Source organism: Microbacterium sp. Z10_103 (assembly GCF_058310455.1).
Genome location: NZ_JBZEGK010000001.1, coordinates 1,347,776 through 1,365,361, shown reverse-complemented (window position 1 = coordinate 1,365,361; position 17,586 = coordinate 1,347,776). Strand labels below are relative to the sequence as shown.

The window sequence follows — 17,586 nt, the reverse complement described above, 5'->3', positions numbered from 1 at the left end:
CAGTCCGTTCCCGCCATCGAAATGATGCTCGTCGGCGGGTCGCCCGCGCCTGGGTTCGGAGATGGGGGGCGCCCCCTACGATGGCGGCATGCCGCACGTCTCCGCGCACATCGACGACATGCCGGGGTCGGGCGTGCGCCGGATTCTGGAGATCGCGCTGCGGCGCCCGGGGACGATCATCCTGTCCGTCGGCGAGCCCGGGGAGGCCGTCGCGGAGCGGATCCGCGCGGCAGGCGCGCAGGCGTGGACGGACGGTGCGACCCGCTACACGCCCAACGGCGGCATCCGGCCGCTCCGCGAGGCGATCGTCGCCAAGCTCGCACGCGAGAACGACCTCGACGTCGACCTCGAGCAGGTCTGGGTCACCGTGGGGGGAACGCAGGCGCTGCACCAGGCGATGACGCTCGCGCTCAGCGCCGGCGACGAGGTCCTCGTTCCCGACCCGGGCTACACCACCTTCACGATGAACGCTCATATGCTCCAGGCCCGCCCTGTGCCGTACCGACTCGAAGCCGTGCGCGGCTTCGCGCCCGACCCCGACGCCCTCGCGCAGCTGGTCACACCGCGCACCCGCGCGATCGTCATCAACTCGCCGTCGAACCCTCTCGGGGTCACCTACGCCCCCGACCTCATCGCCGAGCTCGTCGCGTTCGCCCGTCGGCACGATCTGTGGCTCATCAGCGACGAGGTGTACGAACGGTTCACGTGGGGTGCGCCCCACGCCAGCGCAGCCACGTTCGACACCGACGGGCGGGTGCTCACGGTGTTCTCGACCTCCAAGACCTACGCCATGACCGGTGCGCGAGTCGGATGGCTCGTCACCCCGCCGGGGATGACCGAGACGATGCTTCGCGTGCAGGAGGCGGCGATCAGTTGCGTCGACACCGCCGCGCAGTACGCCGCCCTCGAAGCTCTCACCGGACCTCAGGACGGCGTCATCGCGGCGGGAGCGCACTACGCCGCCAACCTTCGAGCCGCCACAGCGGTGCTCGACGACGGCGGATTCACCTATCTCGAGCCCAGCGGCGCCTTCTACCTCTGGATCGACATGTCGCACGCGACCGAGGGGAACGTGGCGGCATGGTGCGAGCGGTTCCTGGACGAGCGCGGTGTGGCAGTGGCCCCCGGCTCCGCGTTCGGGGCGTCCGGCGAGGGGTGGATCCGCGTGTGCGTGGCGAGCGATCGAGGGGCGCTCGTGGAGGGGATGCGGCGACTGCCCGCGCCGCACGCGCCGCGCCCGTAGAATCGACGGGACATGTCACCCCGTGCCCTACAGCCTCTCGCGCCGTCCGCGACCCCGCCCGAGCTGATCCGAAACTTCTGCATCATCGCCCACATCGACCACGGCAAGTCGACGCTGGCCGATCGGATGCTGGGGATCACCGGTGTCGTCGCCGACCGCGACATGCGTGCGCAGTACCTCGACCGCATGGACATCGAGCGCGAGCGTGGCATCACGATCAAGAGCCAGGCCGTCCGGATGCCGTGGGCCTCGGCATCCCAGACCTACGCGCTGAACATGATCGACACGCCCGGGCACGTGGACTTCACGTACGAGGTCAGCCGGTCTCTTGCCGCGTGCGAGGGTGCGGTCCTCCTCGTCGACGCCGCGCAGGGGATCGAGGCGCAGACCCTGGCGAACCTCTATCTCGCGCTCGAGAACGACCTGCACATCATCCCGGTGCTGAACAAGATCGACCTCCCCGCGGCTGACCCCGAGAAGTTCGCCGCCGAGCTCGCCGGACTGATCGGGGGGAGCCCCGACGACGTCCTGCGGGTGAGCGGCAAGACCGGCCAGGGCGTCGAAGAGCTCCTCGACCGGATCGTCCAAGAGATTCCGGCACCCCAGGGCAAGGCCGAAGGCCCCACCCGCGCCATGATCTTCGACTCCGTGTACGACGCGTACCGCGGCGTGGTGACGTATGTGCGCATGATCGACGGCAAGCTCGATCCGCGTGAGCGCATCCAGATGATGTCGTCCAAGGCCACCCACGAACTCCTCGAGATCGGGGTGTCCAGCCCCGAGCCCACGCCCACCCAGGGGCTGGGCGTGGGCGAGGTCGGCTACCTCATCACCGGGGTGAAGGACGTCCGCCAGTCGAAGGTGGGCGACACCATCACCACGCACCGCAAGCCCGCGACCGACGCCCTGCCGGGGTACACCGATCCCAAACCGATGGTGTTCTCGGGCATTTACCCGATCGACGGCAGCGACTACGCCGACCTGCGTGAGGCGCTCGACAAGCTCAAGCTCTCCGACGCATCCCTGCAGTACGAACCTGAGACGTCGGTGGCGCTGGGATTCGGGTTCCGGGCCGGTTTCCTCGGGCTGTTGCACCTGGAGATCATCACCGAGCGCCTCGCCCGCGAGTTCGGACTCGACCTCATCACCACTGCGCCGTCGGTGATCTACACCGTCACCACCGACACGGGGGAGACCATCACCGTCACCAACCCCAGCGAGTACCCGGACGGGCGGGTCGCTTCGGTCTCGGAGCCCATGGTCAAGGCGGCGATCCTGCTGCCGAAGGATTACGTCGGCACGGTGATGGAACTCTGCCAGTCCCGCCGGGGCACCCTCCTGGGCATGGACTACCTGAGCGAGGACCGCGTCGAGCTGCGGTACAACATGCCGCTCGGCGAGATCGTGTTCGACTTCTTCGACCAGCTCAAGAGCCGCACGCAGGGGTATGCGAGCCTCGACTACGAGCCCGCCGGCTCGCAGGAGGCCGACCTCGTGAAGGTCGACATCCTCCTCCAGGGCGAGAAGGTGGACGCCTTCAGCTCGATCGTGCACCGGGAGAAGGCCTACGCCTACGGCACACTGATGACCGAGCGCCTGCGCAAGCTCATCCCGCGCCAGCAGTTCGAGGTCCCGATCCAGGCGGCGATCGGCGCGCGCATCATCGCCCGTGAGAACATCCGCGCCATCCGCAAGGACGTGCTCGCCAAGTGCTACGGCGGTGACATCACCCGCAAGCGCAAGCTCCTCGAGAAGCAGAAAGAGGGCAAGAAGCGCATGAAGATGGTCGGCCGGGTCGAGGTGCCGCAGGAGGCGTTCATCGCCGCTCTCTCCGGCGACATCGACACCAAGAAGTAGCCCGCGCCCGGGCGCCGGCCCCGCGGGAGACCGCCCGAATCGGAGCATGTTCCACAGGGCTGGGGAGATCACGGGCGCCACACGGGAAACCCGAAGTACCCTGGATGCATGCGCCGTGGGACCTTTCGAGACGAGACGGTCGACTACGCCGCCGTGGGAGCGACCCAGGCACCCGACCTCATGCACTACCCGCCGGAGCGGTCCATTCCCGCGGAGGAGAGCTGGCGGATCGGCAGCGGCGAGGAGCGTTTCGCGGTGGCGAGTGAAGCGCTCCTGTCGTGGGCTGCGCAGCGCGAAGGGGGTCTCTCGCTCACCGACGTCCGCCCCGCACAGGGGCCGATGTATGCCGGCGTCGGCTACGACGCCGAGGGCAATCCGGTCGCCCCCAGCCGGCTCGAATCCGACCAGCGATTCGATGCGGACGGCACCCCGTTCGTGGCCCCCGGTACGACGGTGCGCCTACGCGGTCGCGTGCGCCGGATGCGCGTCGACGCCGAACTACGTGTGATCTCCGTCAGCGAAGAGCCGCGTCGCGTGGGCTTCATCCTCGGGACGGTCGGAGACTCCGTCGTCAGCGGCGAGGAGCTGTTCCTGCTCGAGTGGCGCGAGAACGACGAGGTGTGGTTCACCGTCCGGGCCTTCGACGCTCCGGCTGCGCTGCTCTACCGGCTCTACCCGCGGCTCATCCGCCACCGGCGTCGTGACCTGTTCCAGCGGTACCTGCGCGCGATCTCTCCGCTGTACGCGACGTCGCGCTGATGGGCGCTGCTCTTCCTCTCGGCGAGCCCGCACCGCTCGACGGAGCCCTCCCTGCTGACATCCATACCGATCCCGCGGCCGATTTCGGGGCGTACCTCCACGTGCCGTTCTGCCGAGTGCGGTGCGGGTACTGCGACTTCAACACCTACACCGCCTCCGAACTCCGCGGCGCCCGGCAGGACCAGTACGCCGACACTCTCCTCCGAGAGATCGACATGTCGGTCGGCGTCCTCGCGGGCACCGGAGAGGTGCGACCGGCATCCACGGTGTTCCTCGGTGGCGGAACACCGACCCTGCTTCCGCCGGGTGACCTCGCACGGATGCTGGACGGCGTCCGAGGCGCGTTCGGAGTCGTCCCCGGCGCGGAGGTGACCGTCGAGGCCAATCCGGACACCGTGACCGACGCCGTCGCCGTCGAACTGGCCGCCGCCGGCGTCACCCGGATGTCCATCGGCATGCAGTCCGCGCAACCTCACGTCCTGGCGGCTCTGGACCGCACGCACAATCCCGCGAACGTCCGGACCGCCGTCGCTGCCGCGCGACGGGCCGGCCTCGACGTGAGCCTCGATCTCATCTACGGCACCCCCGGTGAGTCGCTCGGAGACTGGCGCTCCTCCCTGGAGGAGGCCATCTCGCTCGAACCCGACCATCTTTCGGCCTACGCGCTGATCGTCGAGGACGGCACGAAGCTCGCGCGGCAGATCCGGCGCGGGGAGCTCGCCGAGCCCGACGACGACCTCGAGGCCGACATGTACGAACTGGCCGACGACCTGCTGGAGGCGGCGGGGCTCCACTGGTACGAGGTGTCGAACTGGGCACGCACCCCCGAGCAGCGCTCCCGGCACAACCTGGCGTACTGGCGCGGCACCGACTGGTGGGGCTACGGCCCTGGCGCGCACAGTCATGTCGGGGGAGTCCGATGGTGGAACGTCCGCCACCCGGCCGCGTACGCCGCCCGGCTCGCGCAGGGCCAGTCGCCCGCGGCCGGACGGGAGCGACCGGACGCCGACGCCCAGCGGCTCGAGGCGGTGCTGTTGCGCTCGCGCATCCGGGAGGGCATCCCCGTGGCCGAGCTCCTGGCCGAGGGACGCCACGCCGTGGCCGGGCTCGTGGCGGACGGTCTCGTGGAGGGCGGCGAAGCCGTGCGCGGGCGCGTGGTGCTCACTCGTCGTGGGCGCCTGCTGGCGGATGCTGTCGTGCACACGCTGACGCGGTGAGCTTCCGGCTGACGTCCACACTCATCCGCTAGAATTGGCACTCAGGGATGACGAGTGCCAACGTTCGTAGGGGAGGAGCGCTATGGTCACGGAACGCGGTCTCCAGGTGCTGCGAGCCATCGTGCAGGATTACGTCGATACGCGTGAGCCCGTCGGCAGCAAGGCCATCGTCGATCGCCACGCGTTCGGCGTCTCGGCCGCCACGATCCGCAACGACATGGCGCTGCTCGAAGACGAAGAGCTCATCACCGCCCCGCATACCTCCTCGGGACGCGTCCCCACCGACAAGGGATACCGCGTCTTCGTCGATCACCTCGCCGGCCTCCGCCCCCTCACGCCGGCCCAACGCTCCGCCATCGCGTCGTTTCTGGGCGATTCCGGCGACCTGGACGATCTGCTGGCGCGCACCGTCCGTGCCCTCACTCGTCTGACCGGGCAGGTCGCGATGGTGCAGTATCCGTCGTTCGCCGCCGCGAACGTCACCCACGTCGAGCTGGTGGGGCTCGGCGGCGGCCGGATGCTGGTGGTCGTCGTGACCGACACCGGCCGTGTCACGCAGCGGATCGCGCTCGCCCGCGAGGCACCCACCGACGCTGAGCTGGTCCAGCTGCGAGCCCGCATCGGGGCGCTGGTGGTCGGGCGCTCGGTGCGGGACGGCGCGGAGCGGCTCACGGCCCTCCTGAACGGCGCTGCGCCTGCCGGCGGCGGACTGGACGCGATCGCGCACCCCATCCTTCGCGTGCTCGCCGAGGAGCTCGAGGAATTCCGCCAGGACCGCCTGGTGATGGCCGGCACGGCGACCCTCGCGCGGCGGGAGTCGGACTTCCGCGGCAGCATCTACCCGCTCCTCGAAGCAATCGAGGAGCAGGTGACCCTGCTCCGTCTGATGAGCGAGATGGTCGCGGATGAACAGGGACTCTCGGCGAGTATCGGGCGCGAGAACGAACCGTTCGGCCTCCCCGAGGCCTCCGTGCTCATCAGCGACTACGACGCACCTGCCAGTGGTGCACGCGTGGGTCTGCTCGGTCCGACCCGAATGGACTACCCCTCCAATCTCGCGACGGTTCGCGCCGTCGCGCACTATCTGACCCGGATGCTCGAAGAGGACGAGAACAGCCGCTGAGGCGGGCATCCGGTTCCCGAACGATCCCGCGCTCTGCGGGCAGGAAGGCGACTGTGGCTGACCACTACGAGGTCCTCGGCGTCGCGCGCGACGCGTCCGTGGACGAGATCAAGCGTGCCTACCGGCGTTTGGCGCGCGAACTGCACCCCGACGTCAATCCCGGCGAGGATGCAGCGGAGAAGTTCAAGCTCGTCACGCATGCGTACGACGTTCTGAGCGACCCGGAACAGCGCCGCCGCTACGACATGGGCGGCGACTCGAACCCGTTCGGCGGGGGCGGTGCCGCCGGCTTCGGCGGCTTCAGCGACATCTTCGAGTCCTTCTTCGGAAGCACGGGCGGCGGCGGTCGCGGTGGGCGCCCGCGGTCGCGGCGTGAGCGCGGCCAGGATGCGCTCGTTCGGGTGACGCTGGAGCTCGGCGACGTCGTGTTCGGCGCGCATCGCGACCTCGAGGTCGACACGGCCGTGCTGTGCGAGACGTGTCAGGGTTCCTGCTGTCAGCCCGGCACGTCCGAGGTCACGTGCGATATCTGCCACGGCACCGGCAATGTTCAGCGGACGGTGCGGAGCCTCCTCGGCAACGTGGTCACCTCGCAGCCCTGCGCGACCTGCCAGGGATACGGCACGACCATCCCCTACCCCTGCGCCACGTGCCAGGGCCAGGGCCGGGTCCGCTCGCGTCGCACGGTGTCGGTCGATATTCCTGCGGGCGTCGAGACGGGGCTGCGGCTGCAGTTACCCGGGTCCGGCGAGGTCGGGCCCGCCGGCGGCCCGAACGGCGACCTTTATCTCGAGATCAACGTCGCCCCGCACGAGGTGTTCAGCCGGGAGGGCGACGATCTTCTGGCGACGCTGGAGGTGTCGATGCCCGACGCCATCCTCGGCACGGAGACCACCATCGGAGCTCTCGATGGCGAGGTCGAACTCGAGCTGCGCCCCGGCGTGCAATCCGGCGATGTCCTGACCATCAAGGGCCGCGGCGTCACCCCGTTGCGCGGCACTCAGCGCGGCGATCTGCGGGTCGGCGTGCACGTGGTCACCCCCACGCGGCTGGACGGCAAGGAGCGTGCGCTCATCGAGGAGTTCGCCCGGCGGGCGAAGCCGCCCGAGCCGCGGCTGGCGGAGTTCCACCAGGGGCTGTTCGCGAAGCTGCGCGACCGCTTCCGAAACGCCTGAGCCGTGGCGCTGCACTTCCTCACCGAGGAGGCGACCGACGCGCAGCCGGGCGGCGACATGGTCCTCACCGGCGCGGAGGCGCACCATGCGGCGAACGTGCGGCGCCTCCGGTCCGGGGAGGGCGTGACCGTGGGGAACGGACGCGGGGTGTGGCTCGACGGCGCCGCGACCTCCGTGTCGGCGCGGGAGGTCGTCGTCCGGGTCTCGGCCCGAACCGAGGTGCCGGCGCCGGCCCCGCGACTGATCCTCGTGCAAGCCCTCGCAAAGGGCGACCGCGACGAGCTCGCCGTGCAAGCGGCCACCGAGCTGGGCGTGGACCGGATCATTCCCTGGCAAGCGGAGCGCAGCGTGTCGCGGTGGGATGGCAAAGTCGAAAAGGCCCTCGGCCGCTGGCGCACGATCGTCCGAGAGGCCGCCAAGCAGGCGCACCGCGCGTGGCTGCCGGACGTGACCGAGCCGGTCGACACGACCGCACTCTCGGCGCTGTCACCGGGAGTGCGGATGCTGATCCTCGAACCGTCCGCGTCCTTGCCGCTGTCCGGGCTCGACCTCGGCGCCGACGCGCGCGACATCGCCCTGGTCGTCGGGCCCGAGGGCGGTGTGTCGCCGGGCGAGATCGCTGCGCTCACCGCGGCCGGAGCGGAGCCCGTGCGCCTCGGCGCGACAGTACTCCGCACCTCGACTGCAGGCGCCGCAGCTCTCTCGGTGGCGAACGTGGCCCTCGGCCGCTGGTGACCCGCCCCGCCTGGGGTGGGCGGCCCGTCGATAGACTGGACGTATGAGCGAACCGTCGATCTTCACGCGCATCCTCGAGGGCGAAGTCCCCGGCGAGATCATCGCCGAAACGGAAAACGCGTTCGCCATCAGGGACGTCGCGCCGAAGGCGCCCGTGCATCTGCTGGTGATCCCGAAGACGAGCGCCTACCGCAACGTCGTCGAGCTGGCCGCCGGGGATCCGGGACTCCTGGCGGAGCTTGTCGGGCTCGCCAGTAGCGTCGCGGCTGAACAGGCCGGCGGCGACTTCCGTCTCGTCTTCAACACCGGCCCCAGCGCCGGTCAGACCGTCTTCCATGTCCACGCCCACGTCCTCGCGGGTGACCTTGATGAAAAGAGCCTCGGTGGCTGATGATTCCGGCATTTCCGTCGATCGCGTCTACGCGGACGGCGTGGCGATGGTGCAGCTTCTCGGTCCGCAGGACCGCCTGCTGCGGGTCGTGGAGAAGGAACATCCGGATGTGGACGTGCTCGTCCGTGGAAACGAGATCACTCTGACGGGTCCGGCCGAGGCCGTCGCCCGTGCGCGGGAGTTGGTGGACGAGCTGCTGTCGATGACGCGGGCCGGTCACGGACTGGATCCCGCCGATGTGTCGAGCTCCAGTCGCATCCTGCGCAACGCCGCCGACGCCGGCGGGGGGCTGCGACCGTCCGAAGTGCTGGGGGAGGCGATCCTGTCCTCCCGCGGGAAGGTGATCCGGCCGAAGACTCTGGGGCAGAAGGCGTACGTCGACGCCATCGAAGAGAGCACGATCGTGTTCGGCATCGGTCCCGCCGGGACGGGTAAGACCTACCTCGCCATGGCCAAGGCCGTCCAGGCTCTGCAGCGCAAAGAGGTCAGCCGCATCATCCTGACGCGCCCGGCCGTCGAGGCCGGGGAGCGGCTCGGGTTCCTCCCCGGCACGCTCACCGACAAGATCGACCCCTATCTTCGGCCGCTGTACGACGCGCTGAACGAGATGATGGACCCCGAGATCGTGCCGAAGCTCATGGCGACGGGCACGATCGAAGTGGCTCCCCTCGCCTACATGCGCGGTCGCACGCTCAACGACTCTTTCGTCGTCCTCGACGAGGCACAGAACACCACGCCCGAGCAGATGAAGATGTTCCTCACCCGTCTCGGATTCGGCACCCGCATGGTTGTCACCGGCGACATCACACAGGTCGACCTACCGCAGGGCAGTTCCGGCCTCCGCCTGGTCACCCGCATCCTCTCCAACGTCGACGACATCAACTTCTCCTACCTCACGAGCGAAGATGTCGTCCGCCACACGTTGGTGGGCCGCATCGTCGACGCGTACAGCGAGTACGACGAGAAGCGGCTGGTATCCAAGCGGGAGCGCGACGAAGCGACCGAATTCGCCAGCCGGGCCGACCGGCGGTCTGGGCGCGCCCCCGGACCACGCGACCACCTGCCCCGACGAGGACGCTCATGACGATCGAGATCAACAACGAGTCCGGCATGGACGTCGATGAGAAGGTCCTCCTCCGGCTGATGGAGTACAACCTCGCCGAGCTGTACGTCAGCCCGGATGCCGACGTCGCGATCGTTCTCGTCGATGAAGGGGCGATGGAAGCCCTGCACGTGCAGTGGATGGACGAGCCCGGCCCCACCGATGTGCTGAGCTTCCCCATGGACGAGCTCCGCCCCGGCACGGAAGACGTTCCCACTCCCGCCGGGCTCCTCGGTGACATCGTGCTGTGTCCGCAGGTCGCCGAGACTCAGGCGGTGGCGGCGAAGCACTCCACACAGGACGAGCTCGTCCTCCTCACCACCCACGGGCTGCTCCACCTTCTCGGGTTCGACCATGCCGAGCCGGAGGAGGAGCGGGAGATGTTCGGCTTGCAGAAGGACCTCATCGTCGGCTTCCAGTCGGCCGAGCGCCGCCGTCGCACATGACCGAAGTACTCCTCCTCTTCGCTGCCCTCGTGCTGGTGGCGTTCAGCGGCCTCATGGTCGCTCTCGAGGCCGCGCTGGGCGTGACGTCCCGCGCGGATCTCGCGGATCTCGGCTCCGAGGGCCGCAATGGCGCGTCGCTCCGCCGGATCGCGGCCGACCCCGACGCCCACGCCAACGCGGTCGCCTTCATCCGCGTTCTGGGGGAGACCACCGCGGCCGTGCTGGTCACCGTGGCGTTCGTGCGCTTGTTCGGGAACATCGGGTGGGCGGCACTGGTCGCCGCGGTGATCATGACGGGAATCTCGTTCGTGGTCGTCGGAGCCAGCCCGCGATCCGTGGGCCGCCAGCATGCGCGCGGGCTCCTGCAGGCGACGGCGCCCGTGGTCCGCGCCGTGCGCATCCTTCTCGGACCGCTCGCCTACGGGCTGGTGGCACTCGGCAGCCGCGTCACCCCCGGGGTGGCACCGGGATCGTCGTTCGCGTCCGAGGAGCAGCTGCTCAGCATCATCGACGAGGCGGCGGAGAACGAACTGATCGAGCAGGATGACCGCCAGCTCATCCACTCGGTGTTCGACTTCACCGACCGCTACGTCCGTGAAGTCATGGTTCCCCGCACCGACATGGTCTCCGTCGATGCCGGAGCCACCACCCGCCAGGCGCTCACCCTCTTCCTGGAGAAGGGGATCTCCCGCATCCCGCTGATCGACGACGAGGCGGACGACGTCGTGGGGATGCTGTATCTCAAGGATCTCGTGCAGTTCGGCTTCCGCGACGAGGACGGATGGCGTGATGCCCCGATCCGCCGCATCGCCCGTCCTGCCGTCTTCGTCCCGGAGTCGATGCGTGCCGAGACGCTCCTGCAGCAGATGCGACGCGACGCGGTGCACGTCTGTCTCGTCATCGACGAATACGGGGGAGTGTCGGGCCTCGTGACGTTGGAAGATCTCATCGAAGAGCTCGTGGGTGACATCGCCGACGAATACGACCCCCGTTCCTCGGAGATCAGCGAGCTGGAGCCCGGGCGCTTCCGCGTGAGCGCACGACTCGGTCTCGACGAGGTCGGCGATCTGTTCGGTCTCGAACTCGACGACGAAGAGGTGGACTCCATCGGCGGTCTGCTCGGCAAGGCGCTCGGCCGGATCCCGCAGCCCGGGGCCACCGCCGAGTACGCGGGGCTCTCGATGACCGGGGGAGCGTCGCGCGGCAGAGGGCGAGGCATCTCCACCGTCTTCGTCGAACGCGCTGAAGAATCGGAGGCCGCCGAGGAGGCGCCCCCGCGACTGCGCACGGGAGAGATCCGCGTGCCACGGAAGGGAGAGGGCGATGAGTGAACCTCGGTCCGGCTTCGTGACGTTCGTCGGTCGGCCCAACGTGGGCAAGTCGACGCTGACCAATGCGCTGGTGGGCGAGAAGGTGGCCATCACCAGCGAGAAGCCTCAGACGACCCGGCGCGCCATCCGCGGCATCCTGAACCGTCCCGAAGGTCAGCTGGTGATCGTGGACACCCCCGGCATCCATCGTCCCCGCACGCTCCTCGGGCAGCGCCTCAACGACCTCGTCGAGCAGGTGCTCGGCGACGTCGATGTGATCGCCTTCTGCGTGCCGGCCACGGAGAAGGTCGGCCCGGGAGACCGACGGATCGCCGAGTCACTCAGCAACTATCCGCGCGCCAGAAAGGTCGCGATCGTCACCAAGACCGACGCGGCCGGACGCGACCAGATCACCGAGCGCCTGCTGGAGGTGGACGCGCTGCGCGAGGACTGGCACGCGGTCATCCCGCTGTCCGCCCTCACCCACGATCAGCTCGACGTGCTCGCGGGCGAGCTGCTCGGCCTCATGCCGGAGGGTCCGCCGCTGTACGGGGAGGGTGTCGTCACCGACGAGTCCACCGAGGATCGCATCGCCGAGATCATCCGGGAAGCGGCGCTGGAGGGGGTCCGCGATGAGCTCCCGCACTCGATCGCGGTCACGATCGACGACATCTCGAAGCGGGAGACGGGTTCGATGACCGACATCTTCGCCAACGTCGTCGTCGAGCGCGACAGCCAGAAAGCCATCATCATCGGCCACAAGGGCTCGCGGCTGCGGGACGTCGGCGCGCGCGCACGCGCTCAAATCGAGCCTCTCGTGGGCAGGAAGGTCAATCTGCAGCTCCACGTTCGCGTCGCCAAGGAATGGCAGCGCGACCCCAAACAGCTCGGCCGCCTGGGTTTCTAGCCTCGAGCGCCGCCTGCCGTCGCGCAAATCGAGGGGATCCCGCGTATCGAGGAGCGGGGTGCCGCATCCGCGCCTCTTTCTCCAGGATGTCCTCGATTCCCGCACGGGCGCGGGATGCCACGTTCGACCGCGCGTACGGGCTGGTGTAGCCTGACATCGTGCTTTCCGGCGGTCGGCTCCTTCTTAGCTGCCGCGGCGAGGCCTCGTTCTAAGGGCCTTCCTCGTCGCGGAGTTTGTCGTCGGCCCGTATCCTCGACAAACCGGAAGCGAATCCCTCATGGAGAACACCCAGAAGCCGTCGGGCATGCCGACGCACAAATACCGTCCGTTCCACGAGCAGATCCGCGTCGACCTGCCCGATCGCACCTGGCCCGACGCCCGCATCACGACCGCACCGCGCTGGTGCGCTGTGGATCTGCGTGACGGCAACCAGGCCCTGATCGATCCGATGACACCTGAGCGCAAGCGCGTGATGTTCGAGCTGCTGGTCAGCCTCGGGTACAAGGAGATCGAGGTCGGTTTCCCCAGCGCGAGCCAGCTCGACTTCGACTTCGTCCGTCAGCTGATCGAGGATGACCTGATCCCGGATGACGTCACCATCCAGGTGCTGACGCAGGCGCGTGAGCACCTCATCGCACGCACCTACGAGTCCATCGCCGGCGCGAAGCGCGCCATCGTGCACCTGTACAACTCGACGAGCGTCCTGCAGCGCGAGGTCGTGTTCCGCACCGACAAGCAGGGCATCATCGACATCGCGCTCGAGGGCGCTCGGCTCTGCCGGCAGTACGAGAAGACCGTCCCGGAGGTGGAGGTCTTCTACGAGTACTCGCCGGAGAGCTACACCGGCACCGAGCTGGAGTTCGCCGCCGACATCTGCAACCAGGTGCTGGAGGTCTTCGAACCGACCCCCGAGCGCAAGGTGATCATCAACCTTCCCGCCACGGTCGAGATGGCCACCCCGAATATCTACGCCGATTCGATCGAGTGGATGTCGCGTCACCTGAACCACCGCGAGAACGTCATCCTGTCGCTGCATCCGCACAACGACCGGGGCACCGCGATCGCGGCCGCTGAGCTGGGATACATGGCCGGCGCCGACCGCATCGAGGGGTGCTTGTTCGGCAACGGAGAGCGCACGGGCAACGTCGACCTGGTCGCGCTGGGCGTGAACATGCTGACGCAGGGGATCGACCCGCAGATCGATTTCGGCGACATCGACCAGATCAAGCGCACCGTCGAGTACTGCAACCAGCTGCCCGTCCCCGAGCGGAGCCCCTGGGCCGGCGACCTCGTCTTCACCGCCTTCAGCGGATCGCACCAGGATGCGATCAAGAAGGGCTTCGAGGCGATGGAGGCACGGGCCAAGGCCGCGGGCGTCTCGGTCGACGAGATCGAATGGGCGGTGCCGTACCTGCCGGTCGACCCCAAGGATCTCGGCCGGTCGTACGAGGCCGTGATCCGCGTCAACTCCCAGTCGGGCAAGGGCGGCGTCGCATACCTGCTGAAGACGGATCACGCCCTCGACCTGCCGCGCCGCCTGCAGATCGAGTTCTCCGGGGTCATCCAGGCCAAGACAGACGCCGACGGCGGCGAGGTGACGAGCGCACAGATCTGGGATGTCTTCACCGACGAGTACCTGCCGGCCTCCGTCGCCGACAACCGGTGGGGCCGCTTCGAGCTCGTCGCGACCCGCACTTCGAGCGAGATGACCGGAGACGTGGAACTGGTCATCCGCCTGCGTGACGGCGAAGAGGTCGAGGATGCGACGGGGCACGGCAACGGGCCGATCGACGCGTTCCTCGACATCCTCTCGTCGCGGGGCTTCGACATCTCGCTCTACGACTACGTCGAGCACACGCTCAGCGCCGGTGGCGACGCGCAGGCGGCCGCCTACGTGGAGTTGCAGGTGGACGGTCAGCGCCTCTGGGGCGTCGGCATCGACGGCGACATCTCCACCGCGTCGCTGAAGGCCGTCGTCTCGGCCGTGAACCGCGCCATCCGCGCGCGGAGCGAATCGCCGTCACTCGCCACCGTCTGACCCCTCCGGGCCGCCCCGCGAAACAGGGGATTTCCGGCGAGAAACAGCGCGTCGCGTTGTTTCTCGCCGGAAATTTCGTTTCTCGCCGCGCGGGACAGGCGGGAGGCGCGGGAGGCGCGGGAGGCGCGGGCTAGTCGGAGGCGTCGCCGGGGCGGACGACGGGGATCGCGGAAGTCTCCACGGCCACCTTGCGGCGGTGCAGCATCCGCTGTTCCGGAAGAGAGACGTCGAAGATCACCGCGAGGATGCGGAGCACGGTGGTCACCACGATCCCCACGATCGCGGCGATCTCGAGCGGAGCGCCCAGCGTCGCGGCCGTAGCGAGAACGGCGCACCCCGCCCCCGCCGCGACGGCGTAAAGAGACCCGACGTGCATGATGGCCACCGGGAGCCCCATCAGCACATCGCGGAGAACGCCGCCACCCACCGCCGAGCACACGCCGACGAACACCGCGGGCACCGGAGGAAGGCCGATAGCCAGGGCCTTACTGGTGCCGAAGGCTCCGAACAGCCCGATGACGAGAGCATCCAGCGCCACGATGGCCTTGTTCAAGCGTTCGAAGATCCCCGCCAGGAGCATCCCGACGAGTGCGGCGCCGGCCGCGGTGAGCAGGTACCAGTTGCTCTGCAGGGTGGCGGGCACGACACCGAGCAGTAGGTCGCGGATGAGGCCGCCCCCCATCCCGATCATGACGCCGATGATCGCGACCCCGAGGAAGTCCAGCCGCGTCTGCCCGCGGAAGCCCGACGCGAACAGGGCGCCTTGGATACCGCCGAGCCCCACGGCGGTCAGGTCGGCCCACAACGGGATGATGAGCATCTGGGAGGTCACACGTCCATTCTCGCGGCGCGGGCAGAGGCCGGGAAGCGCCCCGCGGCGGATAATGGGGGAGTGCCCACCTACCGCGACGAGGTTGTGGTCCTGCGTACCCACAAGCTCGGGGAGGCGGACCGCATCGTGACGATGCTCGGGCGCAAGCACGGCAAGATCCGCGCGGTGGCCAAGGGCGTGCGCCGCACCTCCTCGCGGTTCGGGTCGCGGCTGGAGCCGTTCATGGTCGCCGATGTGCTGCTGTACCAGGGCCGCTCGCTCGACATCGTGCAGCAGGCCGAGTCCGTCGGCGCGTATGGCGCCGAGATCGCCGTGCATTACGACCGCTACACCTCTGCGAACGCGATGGTGGAGACGGCGGACCGGTTGAACGAAGCCGAGGCCACGCCGCAGCAGTACCTCCTGCTCGTCGGCGGCCTGCGGGCTCTGGCGCGCGGCGAGCATGCCTCACGCAGTGTGCTGGATTCGTACATGCTGCGTGCCATGGCGTTGTCCGGGTGGGCCCCCGGGCTGGAGGAGTGCGCGCGCTGCGGCGCTCCCGGCGAGCACGAATCGTTCGTCGCCCAGCTCGGCGGAATGGTGTGCACGAACTGCGCGCCGGTCGGGTCGGCGCGCGTCGCCGCCCCCACCGCGTCCCTCCTTCGCGCATTGCTGCGGGGCGACTGGACGCAGGTGGATGAGGCGGCGCCCGGTGCCATGTCCGCCGCATCCGGCCTGATCGCGGCCTACGCACAGTGGCATCTGGAGCGCGGCATCCGTTCGCTGGAGCACGTGGACACGGGGCGATGACCCCCAAGCCCTACACCCACCGGGATGCGGTGCCTTTTCGCCCTGTCGACTGGACCGGGGAGCGCCCGCCGGAGTTCCGCAAGGGCTCCGTGCCGGAGCATGTCGCGATCGTCATGGACGGCAACGGGCGGTGGGCCAACCGTCGCGGGCTTTCGCGGGTGGAGGGGCACCGCGCCGGCGAAGCGTCTCTGCTGGATGTCGTGGCCGGCGCGATTCAGGCGGGCGTGAAGCATCTGTCGGTGTACGCGTTCTCCACCGAGAACTGGACGCGCTCGCCCGACGAGGTGCGCTTCCTCATGGGGTTCAATCGCGAGGTACTCCATCGCCGCCGCGACCAGCTCAACGAGTGGGGCGTGCGTGTGCGGTGGGCCGGGCGCAAGCCCCGCCTGTGGGGGTCGGTGATCAAGGAGCTCCAGTTCGCCGAGCAGCTGACCGCGGGCAATGACGTGCTGACTCTCACGATGTGCGTCAACTACGGGGGGCGCATCGAGATCGTCGACGCGATGAGGCGCATGGGGGAAGACATCGCTGCCGGAAAGCTCAGGCCGTCCGCGATCACCGAGAAGCTCGTGCGGCGTCACCTCTACCAACCGGACATGCCCGACGTCGACCTGTTCGTCCGCTCGAGCGGCGAGCAGCGCAGTTCGAACTTCCTCCTGTGGGAGTCGGCCTACGCCGAGTTCGTTTTCCTCGACACTCTCTGGCCCGACTTCCGCCGCACGCACCTGTGGGAGGCGATCGGGCTCTACCTCGACCGCGACCGGCGTTTCGGCGGTGCCATCGACGCGCCGGGCGGGCTCTGACGGCACGCCTTCACCGAGAAACGAAATCCCGGACGAGACGCCCCGCGACGCGTCGTTTCCCATCCTGGATGTCGTTTCTCGGTGAGGGCGCCCGACGGGTATACGCCGCGCGGAATGCGAACGCATACTGTGCGGTTGCACCGCACGTGAGTGAAACCATCAAGATCGACGTGTGGAGCGACATCGCCTGCCCGTGGTGCTACATCGGCAAGCGCAACCTGGAGAAGGGGTTGGCCGAGGTCGCCGGCGATGACGACGCGCCCCAGGTCGAGGTGGTGTACCACTCCTTCGAACTGTCACCGGACACTCCGGTCGACTTCGAAGGCGGCGAGGCGGACTACCTGTCGCTCAACAAAGGCATCTCGCGCGAGCAGGCACAGCAGATGCTCGACCGCGTCACAGGGGTGGCCGCCGAAGCCGGGCTCCATTACCGCTTCGACCTCGTCCACCACACCAACACGGTGAAGGCGCACGAGCTGCTGCACTTCGCGAAGGCGCAGGGGCGTCAGCTGGAGCTCGCCGAGCGGCTCATGTCGGCGTACTTCATCGAGGGTCGTCACCTCGGGCGGGAGGAGGAGCTCGTCTCCCTGGCTGCCGAGGTCGGGCTGGATGCTGCGGAGGCGCGAGCCGCGCTGGAGTCGCACCGCCATCTTTCCGACGTGCGCAACGACCAGGAGCAAGCCGCCGCCTACGGGATCAACGGCGTGCCGTTCTTCGTCCTCGATGGGAAGTACGGCGTCAGCGGCGCCCAACCACCGGCGGCCTTCGCGCAGATCACCCGGCAGTTGTGGACCGAGCGGAACGCGGTCGTCGAGGAAGAGCCTGCAGGGGTCGCCGCCGACTGACCGGCACCCGGCCG

Annotated in this window: 17 protein-coding genes; 16 read left to right on the top strand and 1 reads right to left on the bottom strand. The window is 68.8% G+C overall.

Features of this window, described 5'->3' with window-relative positions:
• Nucleotides 1–88: 88 nt before the first annotated feature.
• From AC4FS2_RS06385 to leuA, 13 genes are all read left to right on the top strand, one after another.
• Nucleotides 89–1,243, top strand: a complete 1,155-nt coding sequence (locus AC4FS2_RS06385; protein ID WP_491176781.1) for a pyridoxal phosphate-dependent aminotransferase — start codon at nucleotides 89–91, stop codon at nucleotides 1,241–1,243.
• Nucleotides 1,244–1,255: 12 nt separating this feature from the next.
• Entirely contained in the window at nucleotides 1,256–3,100 is a 1,845-nt protein-coding gene (lepA, locus tag AC4FS2_RS06380; RefSeq protein WP_491152698.1) for a translation elongation factor 4, read from the top strand.
• A gap of 108 nt (nucleotides 3,101–3,208) precedes the next feature.
• A complete protein-coding gene (locus AC4FS2_RS06375) occupies nucleotides 3,209–3,859 on the top strand; it encodes a DUF1990 domain-containing protein (protein ID WP_491152700.1) in 651 nt (216 codons plus the stop codon).
• Complete coding sequence (gene hemW, locus AC4FS2_RS06370) at nucleotides 3,859–5,076, top strand: radical SAM family heme chaperone HemW (RefSeq protein WP_491176779.1); 1,218 nt, start codon at nucleotides 3,859–3,861, stop codon at nucleotides 5,074–5,076. Before AC4FS2_RS06375 ends, hemW begins: the two co-directional genes overlap by 1 nt.
• A gap of 82 nt (nucleotides 5,077–5,158) precedes the next feature.
• Nucleotides 5,159–6,199 (top strand): heat-inducible transcriptional repressor HrcA, encoded by a 1,041-nt coding sequence (hrcA, locus tag AC4FS2_RS06365; protein ID WP_491152704.1) that lies wholly within the window; start codon nucleotides 5,159–5,161, stop codon nucleotides 6,197–6,199.
• A 53-nt stretch (nucleotides 6,200–6,252) separates the two neighbouring features.
• Nucleotides 6,253–7,374: a molecular chaperone DnaJ gene (gene dnaJ / locus AC4FS2_RS06360; protein ID WP_491176777.1), complete on the top strand. Its 1,122-nt coding sequence runs from the start codon at nucleotides 6,253–6,255 to the stop codon at nucleotides 7,372–7,374.
• A 3-nt stretch (nucleotides 7,375–7,377) separates the two neighbouring features.
• Nucleotides 7,378–8,109 carry a 16S rRNA (uracil(1498)-N(3))-methyltransferase gene (locus tag AC4FS2_RS06355; protein ID WP_491176775.1) on the top strand — a complete coding sequence of 244 codons (732 nt, stop codon included), beginning with the start codon at nucleotides 7,378–7,380 and terminating at the stop codon, nucleotides 8,107–8,109.
• Nucleotides 8,110–8,152: 43 nt separating this feature from the next.
• Nucleotides 8,153–8,500 (top strand): HIT domain-containing protein, encoded by a 348-nt coding sequence (locus AC4FS2_RS06350; protein ID WP_491176773.1) that lies wholly within the window; start codon nucleotides 8,153–8,155, stop codon nucleotides 8,498–8,500.
• Complete coding sequence (locus AC4FS2_RS06345) at nucleotides 8,478–9,584, top strand: PhoH family protein (RefSeq protein ID WP_491152711.1); 1,107 nt, start codon at nucleotides 8,478–8,480, stop codon at nucleotides 9,582–9,584. The genes AC4FS2_RS06350 and AC4FS2_RS06345 overlap by 23 nt, the downstream gene beginning before the upstream one ends.
• Nucleotides 9,581–10,048: an rRNA maturation RNase YbeY gene (gene ybeY / locus AC4FS2_RS06340; protein ID WP_491176770.1), complete on the top strand. Its 468-nt coding sequence runs from the start codon at nucleotides 9,581–9,583 to the stop codon at nucleotides 10,046–10,048. Before AC4FS2_RS06345 ends, ybeY begins: the two co-directional genes overlap by 4 nt.
• Nucleotides 10,045–11,379 carry a hemolysin family protein gene (locus AC4FS2_RS06335; protein ID WP_491152715.1) on the top strand — a complete coding sequence of 445 codons (1,335 nt, stop codon included), beginning with the start codon at nucleotides 10,045–10,047 and terminating at the stop codon, nucleotides 11,377–11,379. Before ybeY ends, AC4FS2_RS06335 begins: the two co-directional genes overlap by 4 nt.
• Nucleotides 11,372–12,265 (top strand): GTPase Era, encoded by an 894-nt coding sequence (gene era / locus AC4FS2_RS06330; protein WP_491176767.1) that lies wholly within the window; start codon nucleotides 11,372–11,374, stop codon nucleotides 12,263–12,265. The genes AC4FS2_RS06335 and era overlap by 8 nt, the downstream gene beginning before the upstream one ends.
• Before the next feature lie 277 nt (nucleotides 12,266–12,542).
• Nucleotides 12,543–14,303 (top strand): 2-isopropylmalate synthase, encoded by a 1,761-nt coding sequence (gene leuA / locus AC4FS2_RS06325; RefSeq protein WP_491152718.1) that lies wholly within the window; start codon nucleotides 12,543–12,545, stop codon nucleotides 14,301–14,303.
• Between the two features lie 130 nt (nucleotides 14,304–14,433).
• Here the strand turns inward: leuA and AC4FS2_RS06320 are convergent, their stop codons facing one another.
• Nucleotides 14,434–15,123 carry a trimeric intracellular cation channel family protein gene (locus tag AC4FS2_RS06320; RefSeq protein ID WP_491177807.1) on the bottom strand — a complete coding sequence of 230 codons (690 nt, stop codon included), beginning with the start codon at nucleotides 15,121–15,123 and terminating at the stop codon, nucleotides 14,434–14,436.
• Between the two features lie 72 nt (nucleotides 15,124–15,195).
• Here AC4FS2_RS06320 and recO point away from each other — a divergent pair, with 72 nt between their 5' ends.
• From recO to AC4FS2_RS06305, 3 genes are all read left to right on the top strand, one after another.
• Nucleotides 15,196–15,924 carry a DNA repair protein RecO gene (recO, locus tag AC4FS2_RS06315; RefSeq protein WP_491152720.1) on the top strand — a complete coding sequence of 243 codons (729 nt, stop codon included), beginning with the start codon at nucleotides 15,196–15,198 and terminating at the stop codon, nucleotides 15,922–15,924.
• Nucleotides 15,921–16,727 carry an isoprenyl transferase gene (locus tag AC4FS2_RS06310; protein ID WP_491176765.1) on the top strand — a complete coding sequence of 269 codons (807 nt, stop codon included), beginning with the start codon at nucleotides 15,921–15,923 and terminating at the stop codon, nucleotides 16,725–16,727. The genes recO and AC4FS2_RS06310 overlap by 4 nt, the downstream gene beginning before the upstream one ends.
• Before the next feature lie 146 nt (nucleotides 16,728–16,873).
• The gene (locus tag AC4FS2_RS06305; RefSeq protein ID WP_491176763.1) at nucleotides 16,874–17,572 is read left to right on the top strand and encodes a DsbA family oxidoreductase; all 699 of its coding nucleotides are present in this window, start codon (nucleotides 16,874–16,876) and stop codon (nucleotides 17,570–17,572) included.
• Nucleotides 17,573–17,586 lie beyond the last annotated feature (14 nt).